Below are 23271 nucleotides of genomic sequence, written 5' to 3'. Positions count from 1 at the left end.
CCTACTTCTTCTCCGCCGGACGGACGACCTTCTTGATCTTCTCCTGGCCGACCTCTTCGGCGCCCAACGGCGCCACCGGCTCGTCCTTGACCAGCAGTTCGCCCGAAGAAGTGGTGAAGCTCTTCTTGAAGTCCGTGACAGCGTCCTTCAGAGCGGTCACCGTGTCGTCGGACAGGTCCCTGGTCTCCCGGATGGTGTCGAAGATGCCCTTGTGCGAGGTCTGGATGTGGTCCAGGAACTCGGACTCGAAGCGACGGACGTCCTCGATCGGCACCTCGTCCAGCTCGCCCGTGGTGCCCGCCCAGATCGAGGCCACCTCGCGCTCCAGCGAGAACGGGCTGTACTGGGGCTGCTTGAGCAGCTCCACCAGCCGCTGGCCGCGCTCCAGCTGAGCCTTCGACGCGGCGTCCAGGTCGGAGGCGAAGGCCGCGAAGGCCTCCAGGTCACGGTACTGCGACAGCGACAGACGCAGCGTGCCCGCGACCTTGCGCATGGCCTTGGCCTGCGCGGAGCCACCGACTCGGGACACCGAGACGCCCACGTTGATGGCCGGACGCACACCGGCGTTGAACAGGTCGGTCTCGAGGAAGACCTGGCCGTCGGTGATGGAGATGACGTTGGTCGGGATGAAGGCCGAGACGTCGTTGCCCTTGGTCTCGATGACCGGCAGGCCGGTCATCGAGCCACCGCCCATGTCGTCAGAGAGCTTGGCGCAGCGCTCCAGCAGACGGGAGTGGAGGTAGAAGACGTCGCCGGGGAAGGCCTCACGGCCCGGCGGGCGGCGCAGCAGCAGGGAGACGGCGCGGTACGCGTCCGCCTGCTTGGTCAGGTCGTCGAAGACGATCAGGACGTGCTTGCCCTGGTACATCCAGTGCTGACCGATCGCCGAGCCGGCGTAGGGCGCGATGTACTTGTAACCAGCGGGGTCGGAGGCAGGGGCGGCGACGATGGTGGTGTACTCCATCGCGCCGGCCTCCTCCAGGCGAGCGCGCACCTGCGCGATGGTCGAGCCCTTCTGGCCGACCGCGACGTAGACGCAGCGGACCTGCTTGGCGGGGTCGCCGGAGGCCCAGTTCTCGCGCTGGTTGAGGATGGTGTCGACGGCGATCGCGGTCTTGCCGGTACCGCGGTCACCGATGATCAGCTGGCGCTGACCACGGCCGATCGCGGTCATGGCGTCGATCGCCTTGATGCCGGTGGCCAGCGACTCCTTCACGGGCTGCCGCTGGACGACGGTGGGGGCCTGCAGCTCGAGGGCACGAATGGCCTCGGCCTCGATGGCGCCCTTGCCGTCGAGCGGGTTGCCCAGGGGGTCGACCACGCGACCGAGGAAGTTGTCGCCGACGGGCACGGACAGGACCTCGCCCGTCCGGCGGACCGTCTGGCCCTCCTCGATGCCGCTGAAGTCACCCAGGATCACGGCACCGATCTCGCGGGTGTCGAGGTTGAGTGCCAGGCCGCGCGTGCCGCCCTCGAACTCGAGCAGCTCGTTCGCCATCGCCGAGGGAAGGCCGGAGACATGGGCGATACCGTCGCCGGCGTCGACGACGGTCCCGATCTCCTCGCGCGCGGCGCCTTCCGGTTCGTACGCCTGGACGAAGCGCTCAAGCGCGTCCCGGATCTCGTCCGGCCGGATCGTAAGCTCCGCCATCTCTACTCTGTCTCCCTATTCGCCTAGCCGGCCAACCGGCGGCGGACTTCTTCGATTCGTCCCACAATGGTGGTGTCGATGATCTCGTCGCCGATGCGGACCGAGAACCCACCGAGCACTCGCTTGTCCACCTCGACGTTCAGGTGCACGTCGCGACCGTAGGAGGTGCGCAGCCACGCGCTCAGGCGCTGCCTCTGCTCCTCGGACAGCGCGATCGCGCTGCGCACCACCGCGACGAGGCGCTGGCGCTGCTGGGCGACGAGCTGGCCGAACTCCTCCAGGCCCGCTTCCAGGCTACGTCCTCTCGGATGTGCGACAACCTGCGCGATAAGCCGCAGGCTGGGCTCCGAGACCTTGCCGCCGAGCAGGTCGAGCAGCAGCTGCCGCTTGCCCTCCTCGGGGACGGCCGGGTCGACGAGGACGCGACGCAGATCGGTGTTGGCGGCCACGATACGGCCGAAGCGGAAGAGCTCGTCCTCCACGTCGTCGAGCTTGCCGAGGCTCTCGGCCTCGGCGGACGCGGCCGCGACGCCGAGCCTTCCCAGCGCGTCGGCCAGGTCACCGGGGCGAGACCACTTGGCCGAGACCGCGGTCTCGCTCGTGGCGAGCGCGGCCTCGCTGACCTTGCCCGCGAGCAGCGTGCGCAGCGTCTGCGCCTTCTGCTCGCCGGGCCTGGCCGGGTCGGACATGGCACGGCGCAGGCCGTGCTCCCGGTCGAGCAGGTCGGCGACAGCGAACAGCTCGTCGGAGAGGGTGCCGAGGTCGGCGCTACCGGCGACCGCGTTGAACCGCTCCTCGACCTCTGCCAGCGAACTCCTGCTCAGACCGCGCATCAGCGCACCGCCTCTGCGCCCGAGCGCTCCAGCTCGTCGAGGAACCGGTCGACCGTGCGGCGCTGCCTGACCTCGTCCTCAAGGGACTCGCCGACGATACGGCTGGCCAGATCCGTCGACAGACGACCGATCTCGGTACGGAGCTGGGCGAACGCCGCCTGGCGGTCGGCCTCGATCTGGGCGTGCGCTGCCTCGACGAGGCGGCGGGCCTCGGCCTGCGCCTCCTCGCGGAGCTCGGCCTTGATCTGCGCGGCCTGCTCGCGAGCCTCCTCGCGGAGCCGAGCGGCCTCGTGCCTGGCCTCGGCGAGCTGGTCGCGGTACTGCTGCTGCAGCGCCTGCGCCTCCGCCTGGGCCTCCTCCGCTCTCTTGATGCCACCCTCGATGGCGTCGGTGCGCTCGGCCAGCGTCTTCTGGATACGCGGGACGAGCAGCTTGCCGACGACGAAGAGAACGACGAAGAACGAGAAGATGCCGACGATCAGCTCGTACCCATGCGGGATCAGGGGGTTGGCGCCGCCCTCCGCTGCGAGAAGCGTAGCTGCCTTGATCATGTCTGCAGCCTTTCGTCAGAGATTCTGGTCTTTAGAGCTGCGCGAAGATGAACGGCGCGACCAGACCGATGAGGGCCAGGGCCTCGGTGAGGACGAAGCCGAGGAGCATGTTCTGGCGGATCAGGCCGTAAGCCTCGGGCTGGCGCGCGATGGCCTGCACGCCCTGACCGAAGATGATGCCGACGCCGATGCCGGGGCCGATGGCGGCGAGACCGTAACCGATGGCGGTGACGTTGCCGGAGACCTCAGCGAGAACGCTCATTGCTGTTTTCCTTTACTGGACGGCCGGTGATCGGAGTTTCACCGGTCATGGATATTCCGGTCGTTGGTTCTCAGTGCTCTGGGTGCAGCGATCCGCCGATGTACATCGAGGCCAGCATCGCGAACAGGAACGCCTGCAGGAACTGGATGAACATCTCGAACCCGGTCAAGATAATGGTCATGACGACGCCGACGACGCCGACGGGCGCGCCCAGCGGGGTCAGCTTCTCGAACAGGAACCAGAAGCCCACCATGCTGAAGAACGCCAGGAGCATGTGGCCGGCGAACATGTTCGCGAACAGTCGCACGGCGTGCGTGAACGGCGCGATGATCAGGTTCGACAGGAACTCGATCGGCGCGAGGAGCAGGTAGATCGGCTTGGGCAGCCCCGGCGGGAACATCATGTTCTTGAAGTAGCCGATCGGGCCCTGCGTCTTCATGCCGAGGTAGACCTTGAGCACGTAGATCGTCCCGGCGAGCACCGCCGGGAAGGCGATGTGCGAGGCCACGGGGAACTGGATGAGCGGGATGACGCCCATGATGTTCCACAGGAACACCAGGAAGAAAAGGGTGAGCAGCAAGCCCATGTAACGGTCGGCGTCCTTGCCCAGGAAGGGCCGGGCGACCTGGTCACGGACGAACATGTAGCCGTACTCGGCGATGTTCTGCACGCCCCTGGGCACGATCTTCGGGTTGGCGAAGGCGGACCAGCAGAAGACGATCACGACGATCGAGGTCAGGATGGCGAGCAGAACCGGCTTGGTCAACCAGTCGACCCCGGGAATGATGGGGGGAAGGTCGAACAGCTCGTGAGGCGTCGGCGCCCCGAACTGATCGTCAGCGAGGACCGTCAGCGCAATCACGCGGCGTTCCCTTCAACGTCGTAGTGGATCACAAGGAATTCCTCAGCAAAGTGGTCGCGGTGCGGAGCTAGCGACCGTACTTGCGGTAGACCAGATACACGGACAGCACGACCCCCAGGACGATGCCTATGGGGAAGAACGCGGACGTGTCTAGCCAACGGTCCAGCAACCAGCCAGCTCCGCCGTAGATCGCCATCCCGGCGAGCAGGTAGCTGGGGATCGACCAAGCGGCGTTGGCGAAGTCCTGGCCGTCGTCTTCCGGCCGGCGTTTCTGTTCGCTCATCGCGCGCCTGACGATAGCAGGCAAGGAGAGGACTAGTCATATCAGGCCTCATCCCTTTACCTGTTGGCGTCGTCATGAGTCGCCATGCCCGGGGACCTTGGCGTCGGGATCGACGTACAGCATTTTCGTCTTGATGAACGCCCGGACCTCGAAGGCTGTCCAGACGAGCGTGCAGACCACCACGGACCAGGCGAACGCCCTCGAATTCCAAGCGGTGGTATCGCCGAAGGTGGCCAGCATCAGCATGATGACGACCACTTTGACGAGATAGCTGCCCATCGCGCCGATGGCCATCATCTGCGGGGAGATCCGGGAGGCATAGGACACGGCCACCACGCTGATGCTGAAGAAGACGCCGACCAGCAACGTTCCGACCGCCGCGCCCAGCGCGCCCTTGCCTCCGGAGAGCAGCAGCGCCACGACGACGGCGACCACCCCCACCGCCAAGGTGGGCAGCGCGGCGCTCTTGAGTACGCGCACGTCGTTGGCCTGCATCAGTGCTCCAGAAACGAGTTGTCAAGCGAGCGTTTGCTACCCCCAGAGCATGCGCATTGGGGGCCCCTGCTCGTGAAAGATATCACAAGCTCACGGAAGACCGCTTTTACCTGCCGTTTCTAGTTCACGATCATGATCGACCCGGGAAGGCAGGAATGACCGGATTCCCCTCGGCGCTCGCCCGTTCCTGCGACGGCCCGTCAGGACGCCGAGCCGGCCCTCTGACCTGCGTGTCAGGCGTGATGGGCGGCATCGGCCCGGTGGGCGGGCCGTCGTCGTCGTCGCCGCGGCCCGACGCGTGCGCGCCGCCCCTGCCCCGCCACCGCGGCGCGGCCATCAACACCAGGACGCCGAGTGCGAGCAGAATCAGCACGGGGAAGAGCAGGACCGGCACACCGATCTTCGACATCGCCACGATGCCGAACGCGAACAGGAACGTCCACGCGTACATGATCAGGACGGTCCGGCGGTGGGAGTGGCCGATGTCGAGCAGCCGGTGGTGCAGGTGACCGCGGTCGGGCGCGAACGGCGACAGGCCTTGTGAGGTGCGCCTGACGACGGCGGTTATCAGGTCGATGAGCGGCAGGACCAGCACCGCGGCCGGGATGATCAGCGGCAGCAGCACCCCGAACTTGTTCATGTTCTCGATGACGGACGGGTCGAGCGGCGTGACGGTGACGATCGAGGAGGCCAGCACCAGCCCGATCAGCATCGCGCCGGTGTCGCCCATGAAAATCTTCGCCGGGTGGAAGTTGTGCGGCAGGAACCCCAGGCAGATGCCGATGAGGATGGCGGCGATGGCGGCCGTGGTGTCGATCCGCAGGCCGCTGATGCTCTCCTTGAGGAAGATCGAGTAGGCCCAGGTGGCCATGGCCGCGATGCCGACGATCCCGGCCGCGAGCCCGTCGAGCCCGTCGACGAAGTTGACCGCGTTGATCGCCACGACCACGACCAGGATGGTGATGATCGTGCTCAGCGTGTAGTCGAGGCTGGTGGAGCCGCCCCAGTCCTTCGGCAGCGGGATGTAGGTGAGGCGGAGCCCGAAGTAGACCAGCACCCCGGCGGCGGCGACCTGACCCGCCAGCTTGATGAAGGGGTCCATCCCCCACCAGTCGTCGAGGAACCCGGTCACCGTGATCAGGCCGCCGGCGATGATCAGCGCCAGCACCGGCTGGCCCTCGGACTTGCTGAGCGCCTCGCCGGTCTTGGTCAGCTCACTGGCGACCAGCAGCCCCACGACCAGCCCGCCGTACATCGCCAGGCCGCCCAGCCTGGGTGTCGGTGTGGTGTGCACGTCACGGTCGCGAACCTCGGGCACGGCGCCGATGCGGATGGCGAAGCGGCGTACGAGCGGCACGAGCAAGTACGTCACCGCTGCCGCGATGAGCGCCATGAACAGGTATTCGCGCACGGACCTAGTTTCCCGGATGCTCCGGCCAGCTGTGACCGGAAAACGACACAGACCAGCTTAATATTCGCTGAGATATGGCTGATGGATGGCGAGGAGCGCCGCAACCCGCTCCCGCACGCTCGCCGCGGTTCCGGGATGTCGAACGGCCTGTGCCACCAGAGTGCCTACCTCTTTGAGCTCCTGAGGCCCCATGCCCTGGGTGGTGACGCACGGCGTGCCGACGCGCAACCCGGACGTGATGGCCGGTGGTTCTGGATCATACGGGATCGCGTTGCGGTTCAGCGTGATCGCCGCCTCCGCGCAGCGCCGCTCGGCCTCCGCGCCCGACACTCCCAGCTCGCGCAGGTCGATCAGCGCCAGGTGGGTATCGGTGCCCCCTGACACCGGCCGCATCCCCTCGGCCGCCAGCGAGTCACACAGCGCCCGCGCGTTGACCACCACTTTCCTGGCGTAGTCGGCGAACTCCGGCCGCATCGCCTCCCCGAACGCCACCGCCTTCGCCGCCACCGCGTGCATGAGCGGACCGCCCTGGATGAACGGGAACACCGCCCTGTCGATCCGCGCGGCCAACTCCTCCGTGCACAGGATGCCGCCGCCACGCGGGCCGCGCAGCACCTTGTGCGTGGTGAAGGTGACGACGTCCGCGTACGGCACCGCCGACGGGATCGCCCCGCCCGCCATCAGCCCGATCGGATGCGCCACGTCGGCGAGCAGCCAGGCGCCCACCTCGTCGGCGATGCCGCGGAACACCGAGAAGTCGATCAGCCGAGGGTAGGCGGTGGCGCCACAGACGATCACCTTCGGCTGGTGCCGCAGCGCCAGGTCCCGGACCTCGTCGTAGTCGATGAGCTCTGTGTCGCGCCTGACGCCGTACGAGACGACGTCGAACCACCTGCCCGAGAAGTTGACCTTGGAGCCGTGGGTCAGGTGGCCGCCGTGCGACAGGGCCATCGCCAGCATCGTGTCGCCCGGCTGGAGCAGCGCGGCGTAGGCGGCCAGGTTCGCCGACGCGCCCGAGTGCGGCTGGACGTTGGCGTGCTCGGCGCCGAACAGCCTGCGCGCCCGGTCGATCGCCAGCCGCTCCGCGCGGTCGACGACCTCGCACCCGCCGTAGTAGCGCCTGCCGGGATAGCCCTCGGCGTACTTGTTGGTCAGCGTGGATCCGAGCGCGGCAAGGACGGCGGGCGAGGTGAAGTTCTCGCTCGCGATGAGCTGGATGCCACCGCGAACCCTGTCGAGCTCGTCGAGCAGCACCTGAGCCAGCTCCGGGTCCTGGCGCTGGAGCAGGCCGAAGTCTGGACCGTAGTAGGGTTCACCACCCATTTTCCTACTGTACGACCGATCTACTGGAACGCGTGTGGCGCCCCGGCAGAGCTCGGAATCCAGCGAGGAGTGTCGGCGGCCTCGTCGCTGATGGACGTGAGCACCGCCTGCCGGTACAGGGCGAGCCTGGAACGCCACTGGGCGATGTCCTCGACGTAGCGCTTGCCCACGGGGGCGTCCCACGTCTGCGGGCTCCTGGCGAGCTGGTAGGCCTTGTCCAGGGACGTTGTGAGCGTGTCCAGCAGGGGCAGGACGGTCTGCCACGCCGTGACCAGGCGCTGGTACTCCGGGTTGAACTCCCAGGCCCTCGGCTGGCCGTCGAGGGGGTTGGCGGAGGAGGACGCGGGCGGCTTCTCGCCGGGTTGGCGGGGCTGGGGGGCGGGCGGGTCCACGTACATCACGCGCTCCTCTCCGGTGTGCCCGGGTCGACCGACCCCGGCGGGCCGTCGGGGCCGACGTCCCTCGGCGCCCACTCACCGTGGCCGTACTCGCCCGCGGGCACCTCGACGGAGGGCAGGTCGAGGGGCTGGATCTCGCGGGCGTGCTCGACGACCGCCCTGAGGGTGTCGAGGTCCATCGGCCTGGCGTCAACGGAGACCACGTCGCCGCCGCCCGCCAAGGCCGCACCGGCCTCGGTGGTGTGCTGCGCGACCAGCGTGATCGAACCGTCGCCCGTGGTGGGGGGCCGCGCCACGTGCGTCGTCGTGCCGTCGCCGCCGACCGTGCCCGGGGTCTGCGGGACCTGTGTGGCGGGGGTGCCGTCACCGGCCGGCGCGGTGGGCGGGATGACGTCGCCGGTGCGCGGCGTAGTGGGTGTCGCCGTTCCGTCGGTGGGCGGAGTGACTGGTGTGGTCGTGCCGTCGGTGGGAGGTGTCGTGGGCTGGGTCGTTCCGTGCGTGGGCGGGGTGACCGGTGTGACCCGGCCGTCGGTGGGAGGGGTGGTGCCGTCGGTCGGCGGAGTGGTGGGTGTTGTTGTCGTGCCGTCGCCGGGGGGCGGAGTCGGTTGGACGGTGCCGTCCGTCGGCGGTGTCGTCGGCCTGGTGCCGTCGGTGGGAGGCGTGGTCGGCTGGTTCGCGCCGTCGCACGGCGTGTTGCCCGTGGTGGAGGGCGTGTCGGTGGTGGGCGGGGTGACTGACGGGTCGTTGCGGTGGACGTCGATGGGCTGGATGTTCCTGGCGTGGTCGGCCGCGGAGCCGTAGGCGTCGCCGTTCGGCGGGGTGGCGTTGGCGGAGACGACGTCGCTGCCGTCGTTCGCCCAGGGGTTCGTCGCCTCTGTGCCGGTGGTGCCGGTGGTGCCGGTGGTGCCGGTGTGTGCTCCGTGGGGCATGGCCGGCATGTCGGCGGGACGGATGTGGTCGATGTTCCTCAGCAGGTCGTCCAGCTCGGCCGCGGTGGGCGGGTCGATCGGCACCTGCAGCACCTTGACGCCGTCGACCACGACCACCTGGGGCTTGTGCGCGTCGGGGTGGTTGTTGATCGGGGTGGTACCCGTGGGGGTGTCGCCGGTCTTCGGGGTGCCGGTGGCCCTGGGGTCCTCCGTGGCCCGCGTGCCGTCGCCGGTCCTGGTGTCGTGGCAGGGCTTCCCGTCGTCGCCCGTCCTGACGTCGTCGCCGGTCTTCGGGGTGTCCTTCGGCTGAGAGTCGTCGGCCTTGGGGGTGTCCTTCGGGAGCGTGTCGCCGGTCTTCGGGGTGTCCTTCGGCTGAGAGTCGTCGGCCTTGGGGGTGTCCTTCGGGAGCGTGTCGCCGGTCTTGGGGGTGTCCTTCGGCTGGTGGTCCTCGGCCTTGGGGGTGTCGGCTCGGGGGTTCTCGTACCTGGCGCGCTCGTCGCCGTGCCGTTCCTTGGCGTCACCCGTCGGCCCCGATTCGGCCGCCTTCGGCTGGTCGGCCTTCTTCTCCAGCAACGCCAGCCTGGTGTTGACGTCGCGGACCATCTCCTCGGCGGTGTCGGCCACCTGCGCGGGACGGTACGTCGCGTGCGTCGCCAGCCCGGCCGTGCTCATGGCCTGCGTGACCCGGCCCTCCGTGGTGCGCAGCTGCGTGGTGGCCCGCTTCACCTCGGCCAGCAGATCGCGAACCAGCTTGGGATCCATGCCGTCGAACTTGCCCATGCGCCACCCCCGGACCTGTCGCCGCTCCAGGATTCACCGTACGCACGCAAGGCCCGCGGCCGCAGCCGGGATAAGCAGACGGTATACGTCACTCGTCGGTGGCGACGTACCCGATGATGCCGCGCAGCTTCTGCACGGGGATGGCGCCACTCCTGAGCAACCTGGGCACGGCCGTGGTGAGGTCGAGGATGGTGGACGGCGTGTCGTCGGTGGTCTTGCCCCCGTCTAGGTAGACGGCCACCGAGTCGCCGAGCTGCTCCTCGGCCTCCTCCGCCGTGGTGGCGGCGGGGGCGCCGGAGCGGTTGGCGCTGGAGACGGCCATCGGGCCGGTCTCCTTGAGCAGGTCGAGGGCGACGGGGTGGAGCGGCATCCGCACCGCCACCGTGCCCTTGGTGTCGCCGAGGTCCCACGACAGCGCCCGGTTGGCCTTGCACACCAGCGTGAGCGGGCCGGGCCAGAACGCGTCGATGAGGTCCTGCCCGTAGGGGCCGAGGTCCTCGACGAGCGCGGTGGCGGCCCTGACCGTGCCGACGAGCACGGGCGGCGGCATGTCGCGGCCCCTGCCCTTGGCGTCGAGCAGGGCGGCGACGGCCGTGTGGGTGAAGGCGTCGGCGCCGATGCCGTACACCGTGTCGGTCGGCAGCACGACGAGCTCGCCGCGCCGCACGGCGGCCGCGGCCTCGGTCAGGCCCTGGGCACGCTGCTCCAGGTCTGTGCAGTCATAGCGGTTGCCCATGGCGTGCTCCTAGTCCTGGCCCAGTCGGGCGGTGACGAAGCGGTCTCTTCTGGTGAGGTCCTGGCGGAGGCGCACGTCGCGCCAGCCGTTGTCTTCTGGGAAGGTCAGGTAGACGTCGCGGCCCTGCTGGTCGGCGTGCTCGACGGCGGCCCAGCCACCGGGACGCAGCAGGCGGCGGGCCGTACGCTCGACGGCCCGCACCTCGCCGAGCCCGTCGTCGCCGGTGCCGTACAGCGCCCGTGTCGGATCGTAGTCGCGGACCTCGGGGTCGCGCGGGATCGCGCCGGGCGGGATGTAGGGCGGGTTGGAGATGACCAGGTCGACCTTGCCGTTCAGCTCCGGCAGGGCTTCGGCGAGGTCTTCCGGGTGCAGGTGGACGCGGCCCTGACCGTGCTCGCTGATGTTGCGCTTGGCCCAGCCGTACGCGTCGGGATCGACCTCGACGGCGTGCACCTCGGCGAGCGCGACCTCCTGGGCGATCGACAGCGCGATCGCGCCGGAGCCGGTGCCGAGGTCGACGACCAGCGGGGCGGTGACGTCCATCGCGCGCAGGGTCTCGATGGCCCAGCCCGCCATGACCTCGGTCTCGGGACGCGGCACGAACACGCCCGGCCCGACCCTGAGCTCCAGGTAGCGGAAGTAGGCGTGCCCGGTGATGTGCTGGAGCGGCTCGCGGGCCTCGCGCCTGGCGATGCCCTCCCAGAACAGGGCGTCGAAGTCGGCGTCCTTGATTGTGTGCAGCTCGCTTCTGCGCACGCCGTGGACGAAGGCCGCTATCTCCTCCGCGTCGGTGCGCGGGGAGGGCACGCCTGCCTCGGCCAGCCGGGCGGTGGCGAGAGCGATCTCGTCCAGCAGAAATGTCATGAGTGTTGTGCGAGCTTCTCCGCCATCTCGGCGTCGATGAGGGCCTGGGTGACGGCGCTGAGCTCGCCGTCGAGAACCTGGTCGAGGTTATACGCCTTGAAGCCGACGCGGTGGTCGGAGATGCGGTTTTCCGGGAAGTTGTAGGTGCGGATGCGCTCGGAGCGGTCGACCGTGCGCACCTGGGACTTGCGCTCCGCCTGCGCCGCGGCGTCGGCCTCCTCCTGGGCGATGGCCAGCAGCCGGGCGCGCAGGATGCGCAGCGCGGAGTCCTTGTTCTGGAGCTGGCTCTTCTCGTTCTGGCAGGAGACCACGGTGCCGGTGGGCAGGTGCGTGATGCGCACCGCGGAGTCGGTGGTGTTGACGCTCTGGCCGCCGGGGCCGCTGGAGCGGTAGACGTCGATGCGCAGGTCGTTGGGGTCGATCTGGACGTCGACCTCCTCGGCCTCGGGGTAGACGAGCACTCCGGCGGCGCTGGTGTGGATGCGGCCCTGCGACTCGGTGACGGGCACCCGCTGCACGCGGTGGACGCCGCCCTCGAACTTCAGCCTGGACCACACGCCGTCGTCGCCCTTGGCCTTGATCGCGACCGTGACGTCCTTGTAGCCGCCCAGGTCGGAGGGCTGGGAGTCGATGATCTCGGTCTTCCAGCCGATGCGCTCGGCGTAGCGCAGGTACATCCGGAGCAGGTCGCCCGCGAAGAGCGCGGACTCCTCTCCGCCCTCGCCCGCCTTGATCTCCATGATGATGTCCTTGTCATCGTTGGGATCGCGCGGGATGAGCAGATGCTTGAGCCGCTCCTCCAGGTGGGGGATGCGCTCCTCGATCTCGGCGGCCTCGGCGGCGAACGCGTCGTCCTCGCTCGCCAGCTCCCTGGCGGCGGTGAGGTCCTCGCGGGCCGAGCCGAGCTCGCGGTAGGTGCCGACGATCGGGGTGAGCTGGGCGTAGCGCTTGCCGAGCGTGCGGGCCTTGTTCTGGTCGGCGTGCACGGCGGGGTCAGCGAGCTGCGTCTCCAGCTCGGAATACTCCTTGAGCAACTCGTCGAGATTCACCGTGCGTCCTTCTTCTGGGTGGTACCGGGCGATTCACCAACAACGCCGACCCGGCGCACGAGCGTGCGTCCGGGCCGGCGTCGGTTGGGCTACTTGCCCGAGGACTTCTTGCCGAAGCGCTTCTCGAAGCGCGCCACCCGGCCGCCGGTGTCGAGGATCTTCTGCTTGCCCGTGTAGAACGGGTGGCAGGCCGAGCACACGTCGGCGTGGATGACGCCGTTCTTCGCGGTGCTGCGGGTGGTGAACGTGTTACCGCAGGAGCAGGTCACCTGGGTCACGTGGTAGTCAGGGTGGATATCGGCCTTCATGGCTGTCCTTTCGGGGTGCGGCCGCCGGGTCGCCAGCATGGCGGGAACCGGAACCGCTCAATGGTCAGCTACCAGTGTGCCAGATGCTGTAACCGTCCCAGGCCACCAGGCATTCCCACGATCTTTATGACGAAGTCACCCCAGTCACACTAGGCTCCAGCGCACAAACCATAACTTTCCCCACATATGGGATCGAGCCCGAAGGACAGACCAACAGATGAAGAGAAGGGTGCGGTTGCTTCTGGCGACCGCCACGGGGGCCGCGATTCTCCTGGGGGGCGCAGGTCTCTCCGCAACCGCCGCGCAGGCTTCACAGCAGGCGCTGAGGGCCGGGGACGACTTCACGGGGGACGCCTCGGCCAACGCCTACGTCCCGCTCCAGAGCGACGTCGAGGCGACCGTGACGCTCAGGCTCAAGGACCCGGACTCGGTCAGGAGCAGCATCACGGGCAGCATCGAGCCGCCCGGCAAGTCGTCCCGCGCGGTGAGCTTCGACTTCACGCCGAGCACCTCGCCGGGCACCCCCAGCGCCACCCCGTCCCCGTCCGCCGACCGGACCATCACCGGCAAGTGGACGATCAGCAAGGACGACCCCGCCGGCGACTGGAAGCTGACGGTCAACGTCACCCGCAACGGCGGCTCGCAGGCGACGGCGTTCGTCGTCAGGGTCACCGGCAAGCAGGGCATCTCCGGCGCCAACGTCACCCCCGACCCGGTCAAGCTGGTCAAGGGTGAGGACGTCAAGGTCACCGTCGAGGCGTCCGTGAAGGACGCGAGCACGGTCTCCGCCAAGCTCGTCAGCGACACGACCAACGAGTACTACGACCTCGGCGACCTGTCCAAGGACTACGACGGCTACTACCGCGGCACCACGTACTTCAGCGACGACACCGCCCCCGGCGCGTGGACCGTCGAGATCTACGCCAGCCGCGACGGGCAGGCGCTCAAGGGCGTCGCCTCGTTCTCGGTCGAGGCCCCGACGGGCGGCGCCTCCAAGAAGGCCAAGGCCAGGGTCACGATCAACGCCCCGGCCAAGGTGAAGAAGGGCAAGACCTTCAAGGTCTACGGCAAGGCGTACCGCGGCACCAAGGCCTACAAGAACAAGACCCTGGAGGTGTACTTCAAGGCCAAGGGCGCCAAGTCGTACAAGTTCCTGGGCTTCGCCAAGGCCAACTCGAGCGGCAAGTACTCCAAGACGTACAAGGCCAAGAAGGACGGCTACTTCCGCGTGAAGTCGCCGGGCACCGGCTCCACCCGCAGCGCGCTGTCGCCGCAGGAGTTCGTGGACGTCAGGTAGCCGGTACGGTCCGCATCCCCAACCCCGGGTGCAGGCCGTATCAGCGGCCCTCGGGCATCAGCCCGGGGCCGGCACCGAAACGAGCGCCACACAACGCACAGAGGCGGCCGGGGACTCCCCCGGCCGCCTCTGTCATGTCACGAGCGCCACGTCATCGCGTCGCGGTCACGACGAGCGGACCTAGTCGCGGTCGTTGCTCACGGTGGTCTTCTGGACCTGCAGGAGGAACTCCGCGTTGGACTTCGTCTCCTTCATCTTCTCCAGAAGCAGCTCGAGAGCCTGCTGCATGTCGAGCGCGTGCAGCACCCGGCGCAGCTTCCAGACGATCTGGAGCTCTTCCTTGGCCATGAGGATCTCTTCCTTACGGGTGCTGGACGCGTCGACGTCCACCGCGGGGAAGATGCGCTTGTCGGCCAGGGAGCGGTTGAGCTTGAGCTCCATGTTGCCGGTGCCCTTGAACTCCTCGAAGATGACCTCGTCCATCTTGGACCCGGTCTCGACCAGGGCCGTGGCGAGGATCGTCAGCGAGCCGCCGTTCTCGATGTTCCGCGCGGCGCCGAAGAAGCGCTTCGGCGGGTACAGCGCGGTCGAGTCGACACCACCCGACAGGATGCGGCCGCTCGCGGGAGCCGCGAGGTTGTAGGCGCGCCCGAGACGGGTGATGGAGTCGAGCAGCACGACCACGTCGTGGCCCAGCTCCACCAGGCGCTTCGCCCGCTCGATGGCGAGCTCGGCGACCGTGGTGTGGTCTTCGGCCGGACGGTCGAAGGTCGAGTGGATGACCTCGCCCTTGACCGACCGCTGCATGTCGGTGACCTCTTCTGGGCGCTCGTCCACGAGCACGACCATCAGGTGGCACTCGGGGTTGTTGTGGGTGATCGCGTTGGCGATCGACTGCAGCACCATCGTCTTACCGGCCTTGGGCGGCGAGACGATGAGACCGCGCTGGCCCTTGCCGATCGGCGAGACGAGGTCGATGATCCGCGTGGTGAGGACGTTCGGCTCGGTCTCGACGCGCAGGCGCTCCTGCGGGTAGAGCGGCGTCAGCTTGTTGAAGTCGGGCCTGTTGCGGGCCTGCTCCGGGTCCATGCCGTTGACGGTGTCGAGGCGGACCAGGGCGTTGAACTTCTCGCGCCGCTCGCCATCGCGCGGCTGCCGGACGGCGCCGGTGATGACGTCGCCCTTGCGCAGGCCGTTACGGCGGATCTGGGCGAGCGAGACGTAGACGTCGTTGCTGCCAGGCAAGTAGCCGCTCGTGCGGACGAACGCGTAGTTGTCGAGGATGTCGAGGATGCCGGCGATCGGGATGAGCACGTCGTCGTCGCCGATGACGGGCTCGCTGCTGTCGAAGCGGTCGCGGCCACGACCGCGGTTGCGCTCCCTGAAGCGGCCCCTACGGCCACGCCCGCCGCGCTCGTCGTCGTCGCCACGCTGGTCGTCGCGCTGGCCGCCACGCTGGTCGTCGCGCTGGCCGCCTCGGCTGCCCGCGTCGGCGGCGCGCTCGCGCTGGTCGGCGCGGTTGCCGTCGCGCCCATCACGGGAGTCGCGGCCATCACGGGAGTCGCGCCCATCACGGGAGTCGCGCCCATCGCGGGAGTCGCGCCCATCGCGGGAGTCGCGCATGCTCTCGCCACGGCCGCCCTCGCCGCGGTCGTTGCCGGGCCGGTCGCCACGGTCGCGGCGCTCACCGCGGCTGCGGCGCTCGCGGCGGCTCTCGCCCCGCTCGCCTCGGCTGTCGTTCGCCGGGTCAGCAGCCTGCTCGACGACCGGCTCGGCCTGTGCGACCACGGGCTCGGCGGCCTTCGCCACCGGCTCGGGAGCCTCTACGGCAGGCGCCGGGGCGGGCTCTTCCGCGGCCCGGGTCCGGGAACGTTCCCGGCGGGCGCGGGTGGGCCGCTCCGCGGCGGGCGCCGGGTCAGCGGCGGCCGGTGCCTCTGCTGCGGCAGCGGGCGCGCTGTCTCCGGTACCGCCACCCTGCTTCTCCTGGATGGCCGCGATGAGCTGGCTCTTCCGCATCCGCCCGGTCCCGCTGATGCCCAGCTCGGCAGCCATTTTCTGCAGCTCGGGCAGCACCTTGGCGGACAGGCCGGTGCCGGAGCGACGCGCGCGCGGCTTGGCCGCGGCGCGGGTGGGGGTGTCGCCGGACGCACCTGATGCGTCGGAGAGGAGTTCGGTGGTGTCGCTCAACTAAAAGGTCCTTCCCAGGGGTCGGGCGCCGGTTTTGTTCTGCCGGACGTCCCGGAGGTGCTTGCGATCCGGCGGGACAGACCGGGTCGGGGTGCACGTTGCGATCTTCGGCCGCCTCTGGGGACGGCCGCCACTCTTGGGGAGGGGCTCGTCCAGGCCGCCACAGGACGGTGGCGCGTGGATAACACCCCCCAGATTGCTGTCGCCAGCCAGATGTCGAGTGATTCGAACGCGCAGGCCCCCGTCGCCATCGCCTCACGTTGGGCCAACCGGGTGTGGGCCAACCGGAGGCGACAGATTCCGGGGAGACAGCCGCGCTCACGCCTCGCGACGTGAAGCACGATGCAGCGATGTGTGGCTGACAAGCACGCACCCACCAAGGGGGCATCTGGTGCGGCTACCAGCCTAACATCACCAGCGCACACGGCTATTCCCTGAAGGTCTAAAGAGGCATCAGCGTGTCTCGGGGAACCGAACGTCCGCACCAACCTGGTCGACGTCCATTTGCTGGATGTGCCAGTCTTTACCCACTTCTGGCGCGATCAAATCCTGCGTATCCGGTGTCGAAAACGCAAGAACTGTGGGACCCGCTCCCGAAACGACCGCGGGCACGCCCACTGCACGGAGACGTTCTACCAGATCCATACTCCCCCGCATCGCAGGCGCGCGGTAGCCCTGGTGGAGCCGGTCTTCCGTGGCGGCGAGCAGCAACTCCCGCTCCGGCCGCTGGGTCAGCGCGGCGATCAGCAGCGCGGCCCTGCCGGCGTTGAAGGAGGCGTCCTTGTGGGGCACATCCTTCGGCAGCAGCCCCCTCGCCGTCTCCGTGGACAGCCGCGTCGCCGGTACGAGCACGACGGGACGGATCCGCGGATCGGGTTCAAGTTTCACCTTACGCGGTGCGCCGGAGTGGTCGGACCAGGCGATGACCAGCCCACCGGCCAGGCAGGGCGCGACGTTGTCGGGGTGCCCCTCTATCTCCGTGGCCAGCGCGAACACCTCGTCGTCGGACATCTCGGCGTCGCCCAGCGCACGCGCGGCGAGGATGCCGGCGCTGACGGCCGCGGACGACGAGCCGAGACCGCGCGCGTGCGGGATGCGGTTGCGGCAGTGCAGCCGGATCCCGGCGGGCTGCGGAACGCGCATGTGGTCGAACGTCTTGCGCATCGTCTGGACGACCAGGTGCCCCTCTCCGAGGTCCACCTCGCCCGCGCCCTCGCCCTCGACGCTCACCCGCACGCCCTGCTCCCCGGTGATGGCCGCCTCGACCTCGTCGAAGAGCGTCAGCGCCAGCCCGAGCGCGTCGAACCCCGGCCCCAGGTTCGCCGACGTCGCCGGCACCCGTACCTCAACGGTCCTCATGTCGTCTTCCTCTGGTTGGTCTCTCGTGGGCACGCCGACGGGACGGGGCACGCCGGCACGGCCCCGCCTGCGCGTCGCGCGCGTTACGCCAGGTTCAGCGCCGCGGCCGCGGCGTGGACGTCGATGGGGATGGTGACGGGCGCCGGAGCGCCGGCGATGGCCCAGTCGGGATCCTTCAGGCCGTTGCCCGTGACCGTGCAGACGACGCGCTGACCGGGGGCGATGAGGCCCTGCTGGTGCGCCTGCAGGAGCCCGGCGACGCTGGCCGCGGAGGCGAGCTCGACGAAGACGCCCTCCTCCTGCGCGAGCAGCTTGTAGGCGGCGGCGATCTGGCGGTCGGTGACGGCCTGGATCGCGCCGCCCGACTCGTCGCGCGCCGCCGTGGCGAGCTGCCAGGAGGCCGGGTTGCCGATGCGGATGGCGGTCGCGATCGTGTGCGGGTGCGCCACGGGCGCGCCCTGCACGATCGGGGCCGCGCCGCTGGCCTGGAAGCCGAACATGCGCGGCGCCTTGGTGGCGACGCCGTCGGCGGCGTACTCCTGGTAGCCCATCCAGTAGGCCGAGATGTTGCCCGCGTTGCCCACGGGGATGCAGTGGATGTCGGGGGCGTCGCCGAGCGTGTCGACGATCTCGAAGGCGGCCGTCTTCTGCCCCTGGAGCCTGAACGGGTTCACCGAGTTGACCAGCGCGATCGGGTAGCTGGACGACAGCTTGCGGGTCATCTCCAGGCAGTCGTCGAACGACCCCTCGACCTGCAGGAGGGTGGCTCCGTGGACGAGCGCCTGGGCCAGCTTGCCCATCGCGATCTTGCCGCGCGGCACGAGGACGGCGCAGGTCAGCCCGGCGCGCACGGCGTACGCGGCGGCCGAGGCCGAGGTGTTGCCGGTGGAGGCGCAGATGACCGCCTTGGCCCCCTCCTCGACGGCCTTGCTGATGGCCATGGTCATGCCACGGTCCTTGAAGCTGCCCGTCGGGTTGGCGCCCTCCACCTTCAGGTAGACGTCGCACCCGGTGAGCGCCGAGACGCGGTGCGCGGGCACCAGCGGCGTGCCGCCTTCGAGGAGCGTGATGACGGGCGTCTTCGTGGTGACCGGAAGCCGCTCGCGGTACTCCTCGATGAGGCCACGCCAGGACCTGCTCATGTTGACTCCCCTACCTGCGGTGTTGGGCACAAAGTCTACCGGGATGCGAAGGCTGGGCCGGAGCCGAGTCCGGCCGCGCGGGCAGTCAGCAAATCAGGAAATTCTCAGCATCTCCCGATACAGTCTCGGCAGGGGGGTCATCACCATGAACGCGCGTCCTGCTCTGGCGCAGAACGACTTTTCTCCACTGACGCCACCGCCGCTCGGCGGCTGGTCGCCTGCCCTGTCCGTGAGCGTGGTGATTCCCGCGCACGGCGGGCCGCACCTGGCCCTGACGCTGGCGGCGCTGGCCGCGCAGACGTACCCGGACCACCTCATGGAGGTCCTGGTCGTGGACGACGGCAGCGAGCCGCCGATCCGCCTGCCGGAGATCAGGCCGGTCAACACCCGCGTCGTCAGGCCCGAGACGGGCTGGGGCATCTCGAACGCGATCAACACCGGCGCGAGGGCCGCCGACGGCGAGATCATCCAGCGCCTCGACGCCGACATGCTGCCGAGCCGCGAGCACATCGAGGCGCTCGCCCGCTGGCACCACCTGACCGACTACCTGGTCACGATCGGCATGAAGAGGTTCGTCGAGGCGCCCCCGATCACTCCTGAGCAGGTCTTCCGGGCCGGGCAGCTGTCGGACCTCGTCGACCTGGACCGGGCCGTGGCCAGCTCCACGGAGGCGACGATCGCCAAGACGGACGGCCTGCGCAAGAGCCGCAACCCCTACCACGTGTGCACCGGGCCCACCGTCTCCCTTCCCCGTGACGTCTTCCACGCGGTGGGCGGCCTGGACCCGACAGTGGTCCGCGGCGAGGACACCGAGTTCGCCTACCGCCTGGCCATGCACGGCGTCGTGTTCATCCCCGACCTGGACGCGCAGGCGGTGCACCTGGGCCTGCCCGCGCAGCACCTCGACAGGGAGCGCGCGGTCCGCGCCGTCGAACCGTACCTGGCGCACCGCATCCCGCTCCGCCGCGACCTGCGCAAGGACCGCGGACGCCGGTGGCTGGTGCCGTACGTGGAGATCGTCCTGGACGTGACGGACGCGTCCGAGTCCGTGGTGCGGGAGGCGGTCGCGGCGGCCCTGGACGGCAAGCTGCAGGACGTCGTGGTGACGCTGGTCGGCCCGTGGTCGCGGCTGGCCGGCGGGCGGCGCTGGTCGCTCGGCGACCCGGACTTCGAGCTGCGGCTGATGCGCGACCTGTTCTCCCATGACGAGCGCGTCAGGCTGATCGACGAGGCCGCGCCGACGCCCGCGCCGACGCCGTTCCGCTACCGGGGCCCGGTGGACGTCCCGCTGCACAGGGCGACGCTGGAGCGCATGGTCGAGACGGTCCAGAAGGACCTGACGGGCGTGCTCGTGGTCGACCTGGACGACGGCAGGACCGCGCGTCTCGAGCGCACCTCCGCCCTGGCCCGCGCCCTGCTGCTGGCCGATCCCGGCGACGATCTGGACGGGATCGTCGCGACCACGCACGGCGTGCGGCACGTCGAGCCCGCCCGCTACTGGCCGCCTGCCCCCGCGCCCCAGCCGGTCACCATCCCGGCTCCCGCGACGCCCGCCCCCGAGGCCGCCGGGCCGGAGGAGGGGGACAAGAAACTGCTCCGCCGCCTGCGCTCAGCCCTGCGCGCCAACTGACGGGCGCCCGGCCCGTCGGTCAGGTGCGTGGTTTCTTGCCCAGGGCGCGCTTGACCGTGGTCGAGAGAAGGGCGCGCATGCCGGGCTGGGCACGGTTGGCGACGCTGAGCTTGCGGCGTAGCGTGCCGACCTCGCGGCGCAGCTCCACGGCGCTCTTGCGCCAGCGCTTCGACTCCTCGCGCCACTTGGTGACCTGGGCGCGCAGCCGCTCGACCTCCTTGGCCAGGCGGGCGGCCTCGGCCTGGGCGTCGCCCCTGGCCCGGTAGGCGCTCCTGCGTCCGGCGGGCTCTCCGGGCTCGCGGGTGAAGCCGTAGCTCTCGCCCTCGACCCAGGACACGCCCGACACGTCGTCGACGGCGTCGTCCAGCGACTCGCCCGGCCGGACGACCAGCGCTGCGCGGGCGAAGGCCGACACGCGCTCAAGGCGCGCGGCGACGACCCCCTGCTCCGACTCGTGCAGCAGCACGTTGACCAGCCCCAGCCCCTCGTCGCGGGCCAGGTCGAGGAGCCTGGCCAGGCTGTCCTCCCCCGGGGCCCAGCCGGGCGGCAGGCGCAGCACGTACGGCGCGCCGGGGTCGCACTCGCCGGTTTCGGCCAGGCACACCCGCCCCTCGTGCAGGTAGTGGCCGTGGACCAGTACCAGTTCGAGCGAGGGGTCCTTGAGCGGGGCGCGGCGGTCGCGCTCCAGCAAGGCCCACGGGCCGACCAGGGTGACCGAGACGTCCGGGACGGTGCCCGCCAGCAGGGCGTCCACGGCGGGCCGGACGACGTCGTAGCCGGCCGTCCCGTCGAGGACGGCGGCGACGTACGGGACCTTCCACTGCCTGGACGGGTGCGAGCGCAGCCAGCGGTAGGCCGGGATGCGGTCGGCGACGAAGGCGTGACTGACCCGGTCGATGCGCTGTTTGTCGCGCATCCGCATGGTGGGCCCGAGGTGGTAGGCGCGGGCCTGCGGCTCCGGCACGAACACCGCGCCGGCCTGCGCCAGCCGGTAGCCCATCTCGGTGTCCTGGCCGAGGATCAGCTCGTCGTCCATCGGGCCGGCGGCCTCGACCAGGCGGGCGTTGACCGAGGTGGCGCCGCCGACGTGCAGGCTGAACGGGCGCTGCGGGTTGTCGGTGAGCCCGTTGGTGCGCTCGACCAGGTCGACGATCCAGGCGTGCGGCTCGGCGGGCTCGAAGGCGCGCTCCAGGTCGTCGGGCAGGCTCGCGGGCACGGGGGCGTCGGTGAACCTGATGTAGCCGGTCACGACCAGGTACGGCGCGGCGTGGTGCCAGCGCATGTGCGCCTCGACCGCGCCGGGGGTGAGCACGACGTCGGAGTCGAGCCACTGGATGACGTCGCCGGTCGCCTCGGCCAGCCCGGCGTTGCGGGCGGCGGCGCGTCCGGGCTGCTCGCAGACGAGCAGGCGGGCGGCTGAGCCGGGCGGCAGCGTGAGCGGGGGCGAGCTGCCGTTGTCGATCACGAGGATCTCGGTCAGCTCGGCCGGGTAGGTCTGCCGGGCCAGCGCCGCGAGGACGAGGTTCAGCTTGTCCTGGGCTCCGTAGGCCGGGACGATCACGCTGACGCGCAGCTCGGGCGTGAACCGTTCCGGCGGCTGGAGGACGCGGTAGTCGTTGCCGCGTACCCTCATGCCGCTTCCATCAGCAGGCTCGGGTGGAAGCCCCGCCACTGGTTGGCGGCCACCTTGAGGAAGTGGGAGAGCGGCAGCTGCCAGGTGTGCTCGCCGCTGAGCATGCGGCGCAGCACGTATCCGAGGCCGTGGGTGCGGTAGATCCGGGCGCCCGCCTCCTGCGCGGCCTTGAGGAATTCGCGGTCCACTGCGCTGGTCAGGGCGCGAAATCCACCAATATCGCGGAATTGCGCTCGGGATAACAAGATCGTGCCGCCCGCGACATGATCACTCCAAACCTCGCTCGGATAGGCGGCGCCGCTGCCGAATGTGGTGCGCCTGATCGTCGCGTTCAGGGGCTCCAGATAGAAGAACTCGGCGGCGGCGCCGACGACGTCGGCCCCCGAGTACGACTGCGCCATCACCAGGTCGGCGAGGTGGTCGGGGCCGTACCAGTCGTCGTCGTCCCACTTGGTGACGAAGTCGCCGCTCGCCATGGCCGCCACCTCGTTCAGCACCTGGCCGAAGGGGACCTCGGCCGCCGCCTCGAGCCACGCGACCGGCAGCGGGCAGCCTTCGACGGCCTCCCGTACCTGCTCGAAGGAGAGCCCGTGCAGGCCGAGCAGCACCTCGACCTCCAGGCCGCGCTGGCGGGCGATCTGCGCGAGCGCGCCGCCGAGCAGGTGCGGACGCCTGGACGCCATCACCACGCTGACCTTGGGCGGGTTGGCCGCCGGAGGGTGGGCCAGGCGGCGCAGCCGTACGCTGTGCTCCTCGCGGCGCAGGTCTGCCAGACAGCGCGCGGTGCCGTCGGCGGCGTGCGCGAGCCAGGCGCGGTCGGTGAGCAGTGCGGCGAGGCCGGCAGGCAGCCAGGCGGGGGCGCGGTCGGCGGTCAGCGGCACGCCGGCCGCCGCCAGCCGCATGAGGCCGTCGAGCGGCACCGCGGCCTCGGGCCACTCGATCTCCAGGCCGCGCAGCGGGCGCAGGCTGTCGACGTCGGCCGGACAGCCGTCGACGGCCCAGCCTTCGCTGGACCAGTGCAGGCGGGCGAGCCCCTTCTCCGGCGTGCGGGCGAAGCCGCAAGGGGTGACGGGCATGGGTGGTGCTCCTTGACCGGCGGGACTCAGTCAGGCGCCTACCTTACGCCGGTTTTACTGAAGTCTGACCAAGAGTTCACCCCCGATGGGGCGGGCGATGCAGGTCGAGTGCCGGGGAGATTCCCAGTTTTCGCCCAGGAACCTATGGCACGGTAGTGCTGGCTGTTTATTAAGGTGTCAATATCCCCTGACATCCCCGACGCCCGTTTAAG

Annotated in this window: 22 protein-coding genes; 2 read left to right on the top strand and 20 right to left on the bottom strand. The window is 69.8% G+C overall.

What is annotated here, in order from left to right; genetic code table 11:
• Window position 1 precedes the first annotated feature (1 nt).
• The 15 genes from atpA to rpmE all read right to left on the bottom strand — a co-directional run bounded on the left by atpA (window position 2) and on the right by rpmE (window position 12735).
• On the bottom strand, window positions 2–1651 hold the full coding sequence (gene atpA, locus ABZ297_RS02985) for a F0F1 ATP synthase subunit alpha (protein WP_355338420.1): 1650 nt from the start codon (window positions 1649–1651) through the stop codon (window positions 2–4).
• Between the two features lie 23 nt (window positions 1652–1674).
• Window positions 1675–2484 carry a F0F1 ATP synthase subunit delta gene (locus ABZ297_RS02980; protein WP_355338417.1) on the bottom strand — a complete coding sequence of 270 codons (810 nt, stop codon included), beginning with the start codon at window positions 2482–2484 and terminating at the stop codon, window positions 1675–1677.
• On the bottom strand, window positions 2484–3035 hold the full coding sequence (locus tag ABZ297_RS02975; RefSeq protein ID WP_355338414.1) for a F0F1 ATP synthase subunit B: 552 nt from the start codon (window positions 3033–3035) through the stop codon (window positions 2484–2486). Before ABZ297_RS02975 ends, ABZ297_RS02980 begins: the two co-directional genes overlap by 1 nt.
• 31 nt (window positions 3036–3066) lie before the next feature.
• Window positions 3067–3297: an ATP synthase F0 subunit C gene (gene atpE / locus ABZ297_RS02970; RefSeq protein WP_350802810.1), complete on the bottom strand. Its 231-nt coding sequence runs from the start codon at window positions 3295–3297 to the stop codon at window positions 3067–3069.
• Between the two features lie 70 nt (window positions 3298–3367).
• On the bottom strand, window positions 3368–4159 hold the full coding sequence (gene atpB, locus ABZ297_RS02965; protein WP_355338410.1) for a F0F1 ATP synthase subunit A: 792 nt from the start codon (window positions 4157–4159) through the stop codon (window positions 3368–3370).
• A 67-nt stretch (window positions 4160–4226) separates the two neighbouring features.
• Window positions 4227–4442 (bottom strand): AtpZ/AtpI family protein, encoded by a 216-nt coding sequence (locus tag ABZ297_RS02960; RefSeq protein WP_355338407.1) that lies wholly within the window; start codon window positions 4440–4442, stop codon window positions 4227–4229.
• Between the two features lie 72 nt (window positions 4443–4514).
• Complete coding sequence (locus tag ABZ297_RS02955; protein ID WP_355338404.1) at window positions 4515–4937, bottom strand: hypothetical protein; 423 nt, start codon at window positions 4935–4937, stop codon at window positions 4515–4517.
• A gap of 130 nt (window positions 4938–5067) precedes the next feature.
• Window positions 5068–6348 carry an MraY family glycosyltransferase gene (locus ABZ297_RS02950; RefSeq protein ID WP_355338401.1) on the bottom strand — a complete coding sequence of 427 codons (1281 nt, stop codon included), beginning with the start codon at window positions 6346–6348 and terminating at the stop codon, window positions 5068–5070.
• A gap of 57 nt (window positions 6349–6405) precedes the next feature.
• Complete coding sequence (glyA, locus tag ABZ297_RS02945; RefSeq protein ID WP_355338399.1) at window positions 6406–7671, bottom strand: serine hydroxymethyltransferase; 1266 nt, start codon at window positions 7669–7671, stop codon at window positions 6406–6408.
• A 20-nt stretch (window positions 7672–7691) separates the two neighbouring features.
• A complete protein-coding gene (locus tag ABZ297_RS02940) occupies window positions 7692–8069 on the bottom strand; it encodes a hypothetical protein (RefSeq protein ID WP_355338396.1) in 378 nt (125 codons plus the stop codon).
• A complete protein-coding gene (locus ABZ297_RS02935; RefSeq protein WP_355338393.1) occupies window positions 8069–9778 on the bottom strand; it encodes a hypothetical protein in 1710 nt (569 codons plus the stop codon). The genes ABZ297_RS02940 and ABZ297_RS02935 overlap by 1 nt, the downstream gene beginning before the upstream one ends.
• A gap of 88 nt (window positions 9779–9866) precedes the next feature.
• Window positions 9867–10514 carry an L-threonylcarbamoyladenylate synthase gene (locus tag ABZ297_RS02930; RefSeq protein ID WP_355338390.1) on the bottom strand — a complete coding sequence of 216 codons (648 nt, stop codon included), beginning with the start codon at window positions 10512–10514 and terminating at the stop codon, window positions 9867–9869.
• A 9-nt stretch (window positions 10515–10523) separates the two neighbouring features.
• A complete protein-coding gene (gene prmC, locus ABZ297_RS02925) occupies window positions 10524–11378 on the bottom strand; it encodes a peptide chain release factor N(5)-glutamine methyltransferase (protein ID WP_350802819.1) in 855 nt (284 codons plus the stop codon).
• Window positions 11375–12427, bottom strand: a complete 1053-nt coding sequence (gene prfA / locus ABZ297_RS02920; protein WP_355338386.1) for a peptide chain release factor 1 — start codon at window positions 12425–12427, stop codon at window positions 11375–11377. The genes prmC and prfA overlap by 4 nt, the downstream gene beginning before the upstream one ends.
• 89 nt (window positions 12428–12516) lie before the next feature.
• Window positions 12517–12735 (bottom strand): 50S ribosomal protein L31, encoded by a 219-nt coding sequence (rpmE, locus tag ABZ297_RS02915; protein ID WP_355338383.1) that lies wholly within the window; start codon window positions 12733–12735, stop codon window positions 12517–12519.
• A 217-nt stretch (window positions 12736–12952) separates the two neighbouring features.
• Between rpmE and ABZ297_RS02910 the strand changes: the two genes are divergently transcribed.
• Entirely contained in the window at window positions 12953–14032 is a 1080-nt protein-coding gene (locus ABZ297_RS02910) for a hypothetical protein (protein WP_355338380.1), read from the top strand.
• A gap of 180 nt (window positions 14033–14212) precedes the next feature.
• Here the strand turns inward: ABZ297_RS02910 and rho are convergent, their stop codons facing one another.
• From rho to thrC, 3 genes are all read right to left on the bottom strand, one after another.
• On the bottom strand, window positions 14213–16219 hold the full coding sequence (gene rho, locus ABZ297_RS02905; protein WP_355338377.1) for a transcription termination factor Rho: 2007 nt from the start codon (window positions 16217–16219) through the stop codon (window positions 14213–14215).
• Window positions 16220–16672: 453 nt separating this feature from the next.
• Window positions 16673–17578: a homoserine kinase gene (gene thrB / locus ABZ297_RS02900; protein ID WP_355338374.1), complete on the bottom strand. Its 906-nt coding sequence runs from the start codon at window positions 17576–17578 to the stop codon at window positions 16673–16675.
• An 83-nt stretch (window positions 17579–17661) separates the two neighbouring features.
• Window positions 17662–18720, bottom strand: coding sequence for a threonine synthase (gene thrC, locus ABZ297_RS02895; RefSeq protein ID WP_355338372.1), 1059 nt, complete (start codon window positions 18718–18720; stop codon window positions 17662–17664).
• Window positions 18721–18865: 145 nt separating this feature from the next.
• Between thrC and ABZ297_RS02890 the strand changes: the two genes are divergently transcribed.
• The gene (locus tag ABZ297_RS02890) at window positions 18866–20350 is read left to right on the top strand and encodes a glycosyltransferase (RefSeq protein ID WP_355338369.1); all 1485 of its coding nucleotides are present in this window, start codon (window positions 18866–18868) and stop codon (window positions 20348–20350) included.
• Between the two features lie 19 nt (window positions 20351–20369).
• On the opposite strand, the gene ABZ297_RS02885 is transcribed toward ABZ297_RS02890, so the two are convergent.
• Window positions 20370–21983 (bottom strand): glycosyltransferase, encoded by a 1614-nt coding sequence (locus ABZ297_RS02885; protein WP_355338366.1) that lies wholly within the window; start codon window positions 21981–21983, stop codon window positions 20370–20372.
• Window positions 21980–23059, bottom strand: a complete 1080-nt coding sequence (locus tag ABZ297_RS02880) for a glycosyltransferase (protein ID WP_355338363.1) — start codon at window positions 23057–23059, stop codon at window positions 21980–21982. The genes ABZ297_RS02885 and ABZ297_RS02880 overlap by 4 nt, the downstream gene beginning before the upstream one ends.
• Window positions 23060–23271: the final 212 nt, after the last annotated feature.

This window comes from Nonomuraea sp. NPDC005983 (assembly GCF_040614375.1).
GTDB lineage: Bacteria > Actinomycetota > Actinomycetes > Streptosporangiales > Streptosporangiaceae > Nonomuraea.
This window is presented reverse-complemented; position numbering and strand designations above follow the sequence as displayed.